This is a genomic window from Thiocapsa sp., from assembly GCF_011390875.1.
Taxonomy (GTDB): Bacteria; Pseudomonadota; Gammaproteobacteria; order Chromatiales; family Chromatiaceae; genus Thiocapsa.
Genome location: NZ_JAABRP010000143.1, coordinates 1 through 13,231, shown reverse-complemented (window position 1 = coordinate 13,231; position 13,231 = coordinate 1). Strand labels below are relative to the sequence as shown.

The following is a 13,231-nucleotide window of genomic DNA, read 5'->3' as shown; positions in this document are numbered from 1 at the left end:
TCGAGACCGGTTTCGGTGACGAGATCAAGGCCGACATCATCAACATCATCCCGCCGCAGCGGGCCGGCGAGATTGCCCAGACCGCGGGCCTTGCCGACGACGGCGGTTGGTGCCCGGTGGACTTCCGGTCCTTCGAGTCCAAGCTCCAACCCGGCATCCATGTCATCGGAGACGCCTGTATCGCCGGCGCCATGCCGAAATCCGCTTATGCGGCCAACAGCCAGGCCAAGGTCGCCGCCGCCGCAGTCGTCGCCATGCTCAAGGGCGAAGAGCCCGGAACACCGTCCTACGTCAATACCTGCTACTCGATCGTCGGCACGGACTACGGCATCTCGGTCGCCGGTGTCTATCGGATGGCCGAAGACGGCAGCGCGATCGCGGACGTCGAGGGCTCGGGCGGTGTTACGCCGATGGATGCACCCGAGTGGGCATTGGCCCGTGAGGTTCAGTACGCCTACAGCTGGTACAAGAACATTGTGAAGGATTCCTTCGGCTGAGAGGATGCCGGAGCTGAACGACGGATCGAGCACCCGTTTTGCTTGATCGAGCCGTCTGATGTGGGAAGGGGCCGAAAGGCCCCTTTTTCGATTGCTTGTCCTTTTCTGAACCGCGTCGCCTTCAACGGCACTTGATTCACGCAACGCCGAACCGACGCGACAACCGCGCATGTACCCAAGGACGCGGTTCAGCCCTGCTGCATCAGGATCCGCAGATCGAGTACGGCCGCATTGGCGCGTGAGATGTAGGACGCCATCACCAGCGAGTGATTTGCCAAGAAGCCGTAGCCGTGCCCGTTGAGCACGATCGGGCTGACCATCGGCTTGCTCGCGCCCTCGAGGTCGCGAATGATCTGCTGAATCGAGACGTCCGCGTTCTTGGACGCAAGTATGTCGGCGAAATCGATGGAGATGGCTCGCATCATGTGCAACAGCGCCCAGGTGTAGCCGCGCGCCTCGTAGTAGGTGTCGTCGACCAGGTACCAGGGTGTCGCCGATCCCCCGAGGTCGACCTGCACATCCTCCAACTCCGCATCGCCTTCATCGACGTTCTGCACCAAGGCGGCAGTCAACTCGTGGTCGCCCACGCTCGCACTCAAGCGCAAGGCAAGGCTGCCGAGTCGCTTCTCGACGATCGCAAGATAGGACGCGAGATTGTCCGCGCGTGCATAGAAGCGCGCACTTCGGTCTTGACCGGCAGCGAGATCGCGCAGGAAGAGACGCAAAGAATCAGCAGCTTGACGATACTCGTCTTCGGCCGACGGGAGGAGCCACGAGGAGGCATCGATCGCGAGCTTCACGTCGGCCCGCTTCGTATGTTCGTTCTCGATGGACTGAGTCTGCGAGCGGCTGAAATCGTTTCGAAGCGCGCGCGCCGAATCGCGAAGCTCCTTGAGTGCGCCGTACTCCCAGTTCGGCATGTTGTCCAGATACAGACCCGGCGGGGTCAGATCGTTGTAGAGGAAGCCGCCGCTCTTATCCAAGAGGGTCTCCGCCACGCCGATCGCTGCGGCCACTACCGCCGTCCCCGGCACCGGCTTGCCACCGGTGGCCGCGAGCTCCTCTGCCTGAACGGCCTCGACGTCGAAGCTGGCTGGCTGGCGCGACCAGACGATGCCGAGTGCGAGCACCACGACCGCGTAGAGTGCGAGGCCGATTCCCACGATACGCAGCGCGGAGGGGCGCGAACCCGTCCGCACGCTTGAGCCGTTATCCGACGAGCTCGGCTGATCGGCCGTGCTCGAGCTTTGTCCGCGATCACTGCGCGTGTCCGGACCCAGCGGCGCCATCGCCGGTTTTTCGTTCATAAAAGACTCCTACAGGTTTGGGTGAATTCAGTGAAAGGCGATTGGGTTTGTGGACCGATCGGTTCTGCCCCACGGCTCGGCGCGAATCAGTCGGGAAACCGACCGGCCTGCACGACGCGGGGCGAACGCCGCGAGCACGCGGCATCGCGGCCCCACCGAGCCCCTCGTCAACGGTTTGCCGCGCGTGCACCCGGCGGAAACAAGAGACCCTCGGCCGCAAAGGCAACGGATGTCGCCGTCCCCGGAGGAACGCTTCGAGCGGCACCCGGGCGCGTGAAGCGGATGGTGTCGGGCGCCGTCGTGCCACCCGACATAACGAAGGTCATGGCCTCGTCGACCGTCCAGTCCTGAGGGATGAGTCGATCCTTCGGGACAATCTCAAGGTAGCCGCCGGTCGGATTGGGTGCCGTCGGGACATAGACCGCCGCGAGCTCGATGCCGGTCTCTTGGTCGATCATGGTGTGCGTGTGAAAGCCGACGGCCTTCATTTCACTGTGCGGAAATTCGATCAACACGACCTTTCGCGAACTATCGATCCCGTCGTTCCGAAATGCCTCGACGAGCCTCTTGGTCCCTCCGTAGATCGTGGTCACGAACGGGATACGCTTGAGCCAGCCCTCGACACTCGACAGGATCTTACGGCCGACAAGATGAGTCACGGCCCAGCCCAGGAGATACAGCATCAGAAGGGTGAGCGTGATCGCAAGCGCCGAGGACAGCCAAGGCACCTCCAAGATCCAGCGGGCCATGTCCGGCGACAGTGGTCGCACGGCGTTGGCAAGGATGATCACCTTGGGTCGCCCGATCCCCGAGAGCAGGTCGAGAAAGAACATGAAGACGAGGGTAGTCACCATGAGTGGGATGACGGTCACCACCCCAGCGAGTAGGTTTCTCCGAAAGTGCCTCATCTGTCTCCTATGCCCATTCTGCCGACCGGTTGCGACGGTTTGACTGGCAGAGCCCCTTGAAGATCCGGTTGCGCGGGAAATTCGAGGATTTTCGTTAAGATCTCAACCATCGATTTCCTGTGTTCGGAACGATTTTCGCGAACCGTAGAGCGATGGGTTCGAAAAAAACGCGAGACCTCCCGAACCGCGCCGATCGCTGCGTTGCGGTAACGACCGCGCGAGGGCTGTACATCCCGCGCAGTCTAAAAGGTTTCCCGTCCCACGGCTACATACACCTCGGAAATGCTAAGAATTTTTTCATTAACAATTCGTCTTTTAGATAAACTTCCTTCGTTTTATCCGATTCCGCACGCAATTCCACGCGATCCCTATTGGAGTGATACCGACAACGCCCCAACGTTGCGTTTTGCCCATTTCACACCCTCGCCGCTCGATCCGACCGGTTCGAGGAGTTTCGACATCCTCCCGCAGGTCTCGAGCCGAGCACCGGCAACCGGCTACAAGGATTTAGACCCAGGCCCCATGCACCCTTCTCCTGTCTTCGAACATCCTCGGGCAGCCCTGTCACGGGCGATCGGCTTCGCGCTCGTCTGGTTGATCCTGGTCGGGCCGGACCCCGCGTCGTGGATCATCGGGGGACCTTTCGTCATCGGGGCGACGCTGGCAAGCTTGGATCTGTCCAAACCTCGAGATCAAACCCTGTCGCTTACGAGCTTGGCCGGATTCGTTCCGTATTTTTTGCGGGAGTCTTTTCGTGGCGGTCTCGACGTCGCGGCGCGCGTGCTGCTCCCGCGGATGCGGGTTCGTCCGGGAAACCAAACGTACCGGGTGCGTCTGCAAAACCCGCGGGCACGCTTGGTCTTCATCGACAGCATCAGCCTCCTGCCCGGCACCCTCAGCGCGGATTTGCGCGGGGATCTCGTGACGGTTCATGCGCTCGACGTCGATACGGACGTTCTGGAAGATCTGACGACTCTCGAGCGGCGCGTCGCCGCCCTGTTCGGCGAATCGCTTTCACCCGTTTCGGATCAGACAACGGCGGCGCGATCCACGGCAAACGGGGCACCGGCGCGCGAGGCACCGGTTCGGTCGGGGGCTCGCCCATGAGCGCATTCCTCTTGACCGTCGCGCTGGTGCTGATGGCCGGGATTGCCGCCGGACTGATCCGCGTCGCCATCGGTCCGACCCCGTCGGATCGCATGATGGCGGCGCAGTTGATGGGAACCTCGGGGATCGGCGTAATCCTGCTCCTCGCACCTGTGCTCGCAGTTCCCGCGCTGATCGATGTGGCGCTCATCTTCTCGCTGCTCGCCGCCGTCGCCGTCACGGCATTTACCCGGCGGCGGCTCACGAACGACGGAGACTGATTCGATGGACCCGGTACAGCTCCTCTCCGGCGCCTTTGTGTTGGTCGGCGCCTTCTTCTTCATCGCCGGGACAGTCGGCCTGATCCGTCTACCCGACCGCTTCAGTCGGCTCCACGCCCTGACCAAGGCCGACAATGTGGGTCTGGGTTTTGTCGTGCTCGGCCTCATGCCGCTTGCGCCCGACTTCTTCTACGGTGTCAAGCTCGCCTTGGTCTGGCTGCTCGTCGTGATCGCCGGCGCGACGGGCGCACACCTCATCGCCAAGCGCGCACTGCGCGGTGACGGCGAGGACGTCGTATGAATGCCCTTCTCGTCATCTTCGATCTGCTGCTGACCTTGACCCTGCTCGGCCTTGCCGTCGTCACCCTGACGAGCCGCGAGCCGCGACGGGCCGTGATCCTCTTCATCGCTTTCGGGCTGCTGCTCGCCCTGGTCTGGGCGCGACTTCGTGCGCCCGATCTGGCCCTTGCCGAGGCCGCGATCGGGGCCGGCCTCAGCGGTGCCTTGATGCTCGCCGCGGCCCGACGGGCCTCGGGCCGCACGACATCTCCGGCCGATAGCGGCGACGCAGAGGATGCGCCGTGATTCGGCCCCTGGAGCACATCCTCATCCCGGTCGGACTCATCGCGGTCGGTGGTCTGCTCGGCTGGTCCTTCTTTCTTGCGGTGACGGGCGAGGCGGGGGAACGGCTCGCGGCGGTCGCACTGGCCCACGTGCCCGACAGCGGCGTATCCAACCCGGTGACCTCGGTCCTGCTGAACTTCCGCGCCTACGACACCCTGTTGGAGCTTGCGGTACTCCTGGCCGCACTCCTCGGCATCTGGTCCCTGGGCACGGCCGGTTCCGGTTTTCAGCCGGCCGCGAGCGTCCTCGACGGCATGGTCGCCGGCTTTGTCCCCCTGCTGATCCTTTCGGCCGGATACATGCTGTGGGTCGGCGCCTACGCACCGGGCGGCGCCTTTCAGGCCGGAGCCCTCCTCGGCGCGGCCGGGGTCATGCTTGCGCTCGCCGGCCATCGCAACGCCGGGCTGCCTTCCGAAGGACGACTGCGCCTCCTTGTTGCGCTCGGTGTCTTCGTCTTCGCGATGACGGGTCTGCTGCTGATGGTCGTGGGCGACGGCTTTTTGACCTACCCCCGGGGCCTCGCGAAATGGCTCATCCTGATCATCGAGACGGCCGCCACCCTGTCCATCGGCGCGACCTTGGCGGCAGCCTATTTGGGCGGCCGGCCCGCCGCTCACCCGAAGAGCGGGGAGGCGACGTGACCGGCCAGGTCCTTTACGCCCAGTTGCTCTACGGCGGTTCCGGGATCGTGCTGGTGCTCCTCGGCCTCTGGTCGTTTCTCGTGCATGCGCCGCTGCTGCGCAAGCTGATCGCGATCAACGTGATGGGAGCCGGTGTTTTCCACATCCTGGTCGCCATCGCCTACCGCGGGATCGACACCGCGCCGGATCCGGTCCCGCACGCCCTGGTCCTGACCGGGATCGTGGTCGCCGTCAGTGCCACGGCACTCGCCTTGGCGTTCGGCAAGCGGCTGGATCAATGATTGACGCTCTGCCCCTGGCGGTCACTCTGCCGCTGCTCGGCGCCTGCGCGGTCACCGTCTCGCCCGCACATGCGCGCGGCCTGGGCCTCTTGGCCGCCGTGCTCACGGCCGCGAGTGGCGTGGGGGTCACTGCGGCGGTCTGGAGCGACGGCGTCCTGAGGGTCGATCTCGGCGGCTGGGGCGCCCCGCTCGGCATCGCGCTGGAGGCCGACGGGCTCTCCGCGGCCTTCCTGGTGATGGCCAATGTGGTCGCCCTCGCCGTCAGCGTCTATGCCGGCGGCTATTTCAAAAGCGAAAGCGCGCGGCATTTCTGGCCCCTCTGGTTGCTGCTGTGGAGCGCGTTGAACGGGCTCTTCCTCGCGACCGATCTATTCAACCTCTACGTGACGCTGGAGCTTCTCGGCCTCTCCGCCGCGGCCTTGGGCGCACTCACCGGGACGCGCGAGGCGGTCGCCGCGAATCTGCGTTATCTGTTGGTGGGCCTGCTCGGCTCGATGAGCTATCTGCTCGGCGTCGCGCTCGTCTACGCCGCCTACGGGGTGCTGGATATCGGCCTCGTCGCCGAAGCGATCGAGCCCGGACCGATCGCCTGGACCGCCATGACCCTGATGATCGGCGGCCTGATCCTCAAGGCCGCCCTCTTCCCGATGCACTTCTGGCTGCCGCCCGCTCATGCCAACGCCCCGGCACCGGTCAGTGCCGCCTTATCCGCCCTGGTGGTGAAGGCGGCCTTCTATCTGGCCTTGCGCCTCTGGCTCGACGTCTTCGCGCCGGTGCTGAACGAAGCCGCTGCGAACCTGCTCGGCATTCTCGGCGCCGCAGCTGTTGTATGGGGGTCTTGGCGGGCGCTGCGCGCCGATCGGCTCAAGCTCCTTGCGGCCTATTCGACTGTCGCCCAGATGGGCTATCTCTTCATCGCCTTCCCTCTGCTGGCCGCGACACCGCCCGGTCTGGCCCGCGACAATCTCCTGGCCGCCGTCGTCTTGCTTGCCCTCACCCACGGTTTTGCCAAGGCCAGTTTCTTCCTCGCCGCCGGGATGGTGCAGAAGACCGCGGGTCACGACCGGATCGACGAGCTCGGCGGCGCCGCGCAGGCGCTGCCGGCAGCCACCTTTGCGATCGGCTTGGCCGGTGTCGCCCTCATCGGTCTGCCGCCGAGCGGGACCTTTCTGGCCAAGTGGATGATGCTCGAGCAGGCGATGATCCTGGGGCTCTGGTGGTGGCTGTTCGTGATGATGGTCGGCACGCTGCTCGCGGCCGCCTATGTCTTTCGGGTCCTCAGCCGTGCCTTCAATCGCGAGCCCACGCCCTATCGTTTCGTCAACGACGCGCGCACCGAGCTCCCGGCGCTCTTGCTCGGGCTGATCGCCACCTTCGGGCTCGGGATCGCCGCACAGCCACTGTGGGCCTTGCTTGAGCAGGGGGCATTCGGATGAGCTTCGACGCCTGGCTGCCGGCCGCGATCGTCCTGAGCTCGATGATACCGGGCATGCTGATCTTCCTCTTGAGGGAAGAGAGCTATCGCCTGCGCACCGTTCTGAACATGACCGGCGCGCTGGCCAAACTCGGCCTGGTGATCTGGATGATCGGCGGCGTCTACGACGGACAGCGCTACGAGACGCGCTGGACGCTCGTACCCGGCCTTGACCTGGTGCTCAGCGCCGACGCCTTGTCGGTACTCTTCGTCGCCTTGTCCACGCTCCTGTGGTTGGTGACGACGATCTATGCGATCGGCTATCTCGAGCATTCGCCGAACCGAAGCCGATTCTTCGGCTTCTTCAGCATCTGCGTGTCGGCGACAGTCGGCATCGCCCTGTCCGGCAACCTCCTGACCTTCGTCATCTTCTACGAGATCTTGACCTTGGCGACCTATCCCTTGGTCGCCCATCGCGGCACGCCCGATGCCGCACACGGGGCCAAGGTCTATCTCGCCTACACCATGGGCGGCGGGGCCTTGCTCCTGGTCGGGGCGATCTGGCTGCAAGCGCTCGTCGGCCCGGTGGAGTTCACGCAGGGCGGTATCCTCGGCGTGTCGCCCGAGGAGATCCGCGGAGAGCTGATCCTGATCTTCTTCGTGCTGCTGGCCGGGCTCGGGGTGAAGGCGGCTTTGGTGCCGCTGCACGGTTGGTTGCCGCAGGCGATGGTCGCCCCCGCGCCGGTGAGCGCACTGCTGCACGCGGTTGCGGTCGTCAAGGCCGGGGCCTTCGGGATCGTACGCGTGGTCTACGATGTCTATGGCGTGGAGTTCGCCTATGCCAACGGTCTGCTCCTGGCGCTCGGCATCCTGGCCTCCGTCACCATCATCTACGGGTCGCTGATGGCCCTGACCCAAGACAGTCTGAAAAAGCGGCTGGCCTATTCGACCGTCAGTCAGGTGTCCTATATCGCGCTCGGCGCCTCGATCTTCGGGCCGATCGCGACCATCGGCGGCATGGTCCACCTGGTCCACCAAGGTCTCATGAAGATCACGCTCTTCTTCTGTGCCGGGAACTATGCGGAGACACTGGGTGTTCACAAGGTCAGCGAGATGGACGGTGTCGGGCGGCGCATGCCCTGGACCAGTCTCGCCTTCACGGTCGGTGCACTCGGCATGATCGGGGTTCCGCCGGTCGCGGGCTTTGTGAGCAAGTGGTATCTCGGGCTCGGCGCCGCGGATGCCGGCTCGAATTGGGTCCTCGCGGTCCTGGTCGTCAGCAGCCTGTTGAATGCCGCTTACTTCCTGCCCATCCTGCACCGCGCCTGGTTCAGGCCCGCCCCGAAGCAGTGGCCGCAGGAGCATCGCCATACCGGACGACTGGAGATCGCGGGTGCCTTGCTCTGGCCACCGGTGATCACGGCTGTGCTGGCGCTTAGCGCCGGACTCTTCGCGGCCGCGCCCTTCACACCGCTCGAGTGGGCGACGCTGATCGCCGAGCGGGAGTACGGCCGATGACCTGGCTCCTCCCGCTCGTCGCAGCTGTTCCGCTTCTGGCGGCAGCCTTCGCCATGCATCGGCAGTCGTGGTGGACCCCTGCAATCGCCGCCGTGCCAGCGCTCGTCGCGGCACTCGTGGTGCCGATCGGGGAGTCGCTCGACGTGTCCTGGCTCCTGCTCGGCGCGCGTTTCGGTCTCGACGAGATCGGACGGATCTTTCTGATCTTCACCTCGATCCTCTGGACCGCGGCCGGAATCCACGCCGTGGCGAGCATGCGCGGCACCCCGCACGTCGAGCGCTTCAACACCTTCTTCCTGCTGGCGATGGCCGGCAACCTCTGGCTGATCGTCGGGCAGGACCTGGTCAGTTTCTATGTCGGTTTCGCGCTCATGGGGCTCTCCTCCTACGGTCTGGTCATCCACGAGGGCGACCGCAGCGCCTTGAAGGCCGGCAAGGTCTATCTCGTCTTGACCCTGGGAGCAGAGCTTGCCCTGTTCGCGGCCTTGGTCATGATCGCCTCCACCACCGGATCGATCGTGCCGACACCGGAGGATCTGGTCGAGCTCGACGATCTCGCGATTAGTCTTCTGGTGCTCGGCCTTGCGGTGAAAGCCGGCCTGATCCCACTGCACGTCTGGCTTCCGCTCGCCCATCCGGCCGCACCCATACCGGCCAGTGCCGTGCTCAGCGGGGCCATGATCAAGGTCGCCCTGCTCGGCTGGCTGAGGTTCCTGCCCGTCGGCGAGATCGCCTTGCCCGGCTGGGGGCTGCTGTTCGTCTTTGCCGGCCTGGCGACGGCCTTGTACGCGGCGCCCATCGGCGTGGTGCAGTCCAACCCCAAGGTCCTGCTGGCCTACTCCAGTGTCGGCAAGATGGGACTGATGGCGCTCACCCTGGGACTCATGCTCATCGAACCCGCGATGGCTCCGGTCGGCGCCATCGGATTGGCGCTCTACGCCGGACATCATGCGCTGACCAAAGGCGGTCTCTTTCTCGGCGTCGGCCTTCGCAAATCCGCCGGTATACCCGCCGGAGCACAAGGGCTGGTCTTCGGCGGACTCGTGCTGCTGGCCCTGTCGATGGCCGCCGTGCCCCTTACCAGCGGTGCCGTGGCCAAATACGGGATCAAGCCGATCTTCGTCGATTCCGATTGGGCATGGCTGCAGGTCGCGGTCGCTCTGACCACCGTCGCTACCGCCTGGATGATGGTACGGTTCGTTTGGAGTTTGAAGCGCGTTCATATCGCGGGTCACGATGTGCTCATGGAGCGCGATCCCGGCGGAAACAACGCGCCTCGAGCGGAACGCGCTTCAACGAGATTTTTTAACCGAGGCCGAGTCGCGGGATGGTTTGGGTTCGGCGCGCGGCTCGAGACCTCCAGTGCGGATACGGATCGCTCCGGAGGCGGGTCGGAATCGCCCTCGATTCCGCGGGTCACGTGGGCGCTCTTGGGTTGGGTTCCGCTGATCGGCTTGGTGATCTTCTATCCCTTGGTTCTGGGATCACCCACGGCCTGGCTGACCGATGTCGGGCTGATCACCCTGGCCGGCCTGCTCGCCATCCCCGTTATCGTCCTCGCCTTGCGGCGGCCCGCGGCGCTGGCGCCCCTAGTCGACAGCATCACACCCGGCGATCTGCTCGGGCTGGTGCGCCCGCTTCTGATGAGTGCGCGGTGGACCCTGCGCTGGTCGATACGCGGCTATCGGAACGCCTATGCTCGCGTGGCCGCTCCGCTTCGGGAACGCCTGACCGTGCTCGCTCGGCGTCCAGCCTCCGATCTGGACCGCCGGCTCACCGCCTGGCCTCTTGCGGGCGGCCTCTGGCTGGGAATCATGACGTTGTTGATCATCCTGGCGCTGGTCGTGCCGACACAGAGACCGACCTTTCCCCGCGTCGATCAGGACGACGCGAGGCCGGTCACGGCACCGCCGACGCCCTCCCCGGCAGCGCCCGATGCGGTCACGATTGCGCCGACGCCTCTGCCCGACGTCACGGATCCCGACCCAAGCGTCGAGCCGGACGCCCCAGCGCTCGATGCGCCGAGTCGACCCATTGAACCGCAGGAACCGGACGTCGCACCTTCGGAATCGCCCGCGCTCGAGCCCCAAGCTACCGAGCCGGTCTGCGATCCCGACGAGCCCGATGTCTTCAGACATGCCGCGAGCGATCGCGAGGTCGTCTTGGACCGATGCGTCTCCGTGGACGGCACGCCGCAACGTCTCGATGCCCCGCCCCTATCGAACGCACTGGTGCTGCTGATCCAGACCCATCTCGAGGCGCTCGGCTTCGATCCCGGCCCGGCCGACGGTCTGATCGGCCCCCGCACCCGCGACGCGATCAGACGCTTTCAGACCGATCGCGGTATCACACCCACGGGCGCCATCACCTTCGACCTGCTCGATCGGCTCCGGGAGCCCGATTAAACCGCGACCAGCGCGGTTTAGCGTTGTGTTCCGAGCCTTCCGCCCGGATCCGCAATACCGCGAGGATCCGCAATTCCACGCGGGTCGGCGATCCTTCGTGGATCGGCAACGCCGCCTGGACCGAGACGCCCGGCATGGCTCACCGTCACTAGGCTCAGGAGCACCGGAAGCGCCAGGATGCCCAACATCCGTCCGGTTCCGAGATGGTTCGACATGACAGGCATCGGGATATCCTCTTGGGTCTTGGTAGAGTGCGGCAACCAAGGCGGCACCCTGATGCCGCGATTGCGAAATCGATAGCGCACCTGAGTCGTGGCCGTCTACACGATGCCCGACAGGTGTCTCCCACGCGCCTAGCCATTCTAAGCGGCTCCATGGCCGCTGCGTCGCCGGCGCCCCCCGACAGAGACCATCGACCGGCTACAGCAAGCCCTACGCACGCCGCGCCGCCTCGATCACCTCGATCACGCGCTCGGCAAGCGATACCGCCGCGGCATCACTCATGGTGCCCCCTTCAGGTTTCCATCACCCGAAAACCCCCGTTCAATGCCCGCCCAGCACCAGTGTCTGGATCGGCAGCAGCAGTGCCTGGATGCGCAGGAGCATCGCGTGCACCAGACCGACGGTGTCGATGGCGTGCAGGCCGAGCTTGCGCAGGCTGCCGGTGTCTGGATCCTGCAACGCCTCGTGGTTGCTGGTATAGGTGTTGGCGATGCAGTTGCCGCCTTGGGGCAGGTCGTCGAGCTGGCCGGAGTAGAGCGGTTCCATAAGGACGGTCAGTGTGCCGGGTTTGACGAACTGCTGGACATCCACCAGCGTGTCGGTCGGACGCACCTGTCCGCTGGCGATGACGTTCTGTACCTCGGTCACGACCATCGGGATGATCGTCCAGGGCTTGGCGATGCAGGTCACCTCGCCGATCATGCCCACCTTCAGCACCTGCGACTCGATCTGCCCGAAACCGGCCATCAGGCCGGTGACCCGGCGTTCCGGCACCAGGATGCCGGCGGGTCTGAGCATAGGGTTGACGATATCTCCCGGCTGGAGCGCGAACTGTTGCACGATCCCGTCGGTTCCGGCGACGACCAGGGTCTTTTTCAGGTCGACCTCGGCCTCGTGCAGCGCCGCTTCGGCGCTCGCTTTTTCGGCCGGGAGCTGAAACTGCATCTGCGAGACGATGGCCTCGCGGCTCGCCAGGGCCGCGTCGAGCGCGCCCTGCTGGGTATCGACCTGCACGCGGATACGTGCGACATCGCGCTCCGCGACCGAACCGGGACTGCGGCGCTGCACTTCCTCCCTGGCCGCGAGCTCGTCGACGGCTTGCCGGAGCGCGCCGCGCGCCTGAACGATGCGACCGTCCGCTTCCGCAAGCTGGGACTTCGCCACGACCATGGTGGCATCGACCTCCTCGATACGCCGACGGGCCGATTCGACAGCCGCCTCCTGCTCGGTGCTGTCCAGGCGGAACAAGGGCTGCCCCGCCTCCACGCGTTGATTGAGCCCGACGTAGGTTTCCGCAACCCGGCCGTTGATTTGCGGCAGGATGGTCACGGTCCGAAACACCGAGGTGGCGGCCTTGGTGGAGGGGTGGAAATAGAAGATGGTCGTGATCAGGCTCACGGTGAGGATCACGCACAGGGTGATGCCCCAGCGCAGCTCGTACCACACCGAGAACAGCGTGATCTCGCGTCCGAGCCGCTTGCCTTGAACGAAGCGGCGGTACAGGAAGTCCGGCAGAATCGTCAGCGAGGAGCAGAGCAAGAGTTCGAACATTGCTCATATCTCCCGTTGCGCGGGCGGCCGTGGCCCTTCTTGATAGGCCGTCGGCTCGGACGCCGGAGCGGGCGGCGAGACGGCTTGTGCAAGCGGTGCCGATGTCTCGGGGCCGGAGTTCGCGGCGATGCGATCGAGCGAACGGGCAATCGACGACAACGGCGTCCCGAAGTCCGGCAAGGGCACGAGTGCAAGCAGCAGCCCGGCAACCCAGAAGGCGTGGTTGTGGGTGAAGAGCGCGAGGAGCCCAAGCACCGCGACGATCTGGAACTGCATCTTCTGGCCGCGATGAGCCAGTTGCTCGGGCAACGAATGCAGTTTGAGATAGAAGACGCCGACGCCGATTACGGCGAGCAGCACGAAGACGGCCATCGCCACGAACAACGCATCGGTTTCCCCCGGCGCGGTGACGAAAGGCGGCAAGTGGTGGATTGCGGCCGGGTGTAGCAGGTCCGCCATACGAGAATGTCCTGGGTACATGTTAAAGGGGTTATTG

14 protein-coding genes are annotated in these 13,231 nt (G+C 65.0%); 10 read left to right on the top strand and 4 right to left on the bottom strand.

All coding sequences use genetic code 11. The features are described from left to right. A partial coding sequence (locus GPT33_RS12470) for an FCSD flavin-binding domain-containing protein (RefSeq protein WP_296809414.1) occupies window positions 1-497 on the top strand: 497 nt, incomplete at its 5' end. A 188-nt stretch (window positions 498-685) separates the two neighbouring features. Here the strand turns inward: GPT33_RS12470 and GPT33_RS12465 are convergent. After that, window positions 686-1,804, bottom strand: coding sequence for a DUF2333 family protein (locus GPT33_RS12465; protein ID WP_296809412.1), 1,119 nt, complete (start codon window positions 1,802-1,804; stop codon window positions 686-688). 167 nt (window positions 1,805-1,971) lie between these two features. Beyond that, complete coding sequence (locus tag GPT33_RS12460; protein ID WP_296809410.1) at window positions 1,972-2,712, bottom strand: DUF502 domain-containing protein; 741 nt, start codon at window positions 2,710-2,712, stop codon at window positions 1,972-1,974. A gap of 522 nt (window positions 2,713-3,234) precedes the next feature. Between GPT33_RS12460 and GPT33_RS12455 the strand changes: the two genes are divergently transcribed. From GPT33_RS12455 to GPT33_RS12415, 9 genes are read left to right on the top strand one after another with little or no spacing between them, the layout of a single operon-like run. Continuing rightward, window positions 3,235-3,819 carry a Na+/H+ antiporter subunit E gene (locus tag GPT33_RS12455; RefSeq protein ID WP_296809408.1) on the top strand — a complete coding sequence of 195 codons (585 nt, stop codon included), beginning with the start codon at window positions 3,235-3,237 and terminating at the stop codon, window positions 3,817-3,819. After that, complete coding sequence (locus GPT33_RS12450) at window positions 3,816-4,079, top strand: monovalent cation/H+ antiporter complex subunit F (protein ID WP_296809405.1); 264 nt, start codon at window positions 3,816-3,818, stop codon at window positions 4,077-4,079. Before GPT33_RS12455 ends, GPT33_RS12450 begins: the two co-directional genes overlap by 4 nt. Window positions 4,080-4,083: 4 nt before the next feature. Further along, a complete protein-coding gene (locus GPT33_RS12445) occupies window positions 4,084-4,380 on the top strand; it encodes a monovalent cation/H(+) antiporter subunit G (RefSeq protein ID WP_296809404.1) in 297 nt (98 codons plus the stop codon). Next, a complete protein-coding gene (locus GPT33_RS12440) occupies window positions 4,377-4,664 on the top strand; it encodes a DUF4040 domain-containing protein (RefSeq protein ID WP_296809402.1) in 288 nt (95 codons plus the stop codon). Before GPT33_RS12445 ends, GPT33_RS12440 begins: the two co-directional genes overlap by 4 nt. After that, window positions 4,661-5,344: an MnhB domain-containing protein gene (locus GPT33_RS12435; protein WP_296809400.1), complete on the top strand. Its 684-nt coding sequence runs from the start codon at window positions 4,661-4,663 to the stop codon at window positions 5,342-5,344. The genes GPT33_RS12440 and GPT33_RS12435 overlap by 4 nt, the downstream gene beginning before the upstream one ends. Beyond that, a complete protein-coding gene (locus GPT33_RS12430; RefSeq protein ID WP_296809398.1) occupies window positions 5,341-5,625 on the top strand; it encodes an NADH-quinone oxidoreductase subunit K in 285 nt (94 codons plus the stop codon). Before GPT33_RS12435 ends, GPT33_RS12430 begins: the two co-directional genes overlap by 4 nt. Beyond that, a complete protein-coding gene (locus GPT33_RS12425) occupies window positions 5,622-7,061 on the top strand; it encodes a proton-conducting transporter membrane subunit (RefSeq protein ID WP_296809396.1) in 1,440 nt (479 codons plus the stop codon). Before GPT33_RS12430 ends, GPT33_RS12425 begins: the two co-directional genes overlap by 4 nt. Further along, a complete protein-coding gene (locus GPT33_RS12420) occupies window positions 7,058-8,557 on the top strand; it encodes a proton-conducting transporter membrane subunit (RefSeq protein WP_296809394.1) in 1,500 nt (499 codons plus the stop codon). The genes GPT33_RS12425 and GPT33_RS12420 overlap by 4 nt, the downstream gene beginning before the upstream one ends. Next, window positions 8,554-10,962 carry a proton-conducting transporter membrane subunit gene (locus GPT33_RS12415; RefSeq protein ID WP_296809393.1) on the top strand — a complete coding sequence of 803 codons (2,409 nt, stop codon included), beginning with the start codon at window positions 8,554-8,556 and terminating at the stop codon, window positions 10,960-10,962. Before GPT33_RS12420 ends, GPT33_RS12415 begins: the two co-directional genes overlap by 4 nt. Window positions 10,963-11,505: 543 nt before the next feature. On the opposite strand, the gene GPT33_RS12410 is transcribed toward GPT33_RS12415, so the two are convergent. Together GPT33_RS12410 and GPT33_RS12405 are read right to left on the bottom strand one after the other, a co-directional pair. Continuing rightward, the gene (locus GPT33_RS12410) at window positions 11,506-12,735 is read right to left on the bottom strand and encodes a biotin/lipoyl-binding protein (protein ID WP_296809392.1); all 1,230 of its coding nucleotides are present in this window, start codon (window positions 12,733-12,735) and stop codon (window positions 11,506-11,508) included. Between the two features lie 3 nt (window positions 12,736-12,738). After that, on the bottom strand, window positions 12,739-13,194 hold the full coding sequence (locus GPT33_RS12405; RefSeq protein ID WP_296809390.1) for a hypothetical protein: 456 nt from the start codon (window positions 13,192-13,194) through the stop codon (window positions 12,739-12,741). Between the last annotated feature and the right edge of the window lie 37 nt (window positions 13,195-13,231).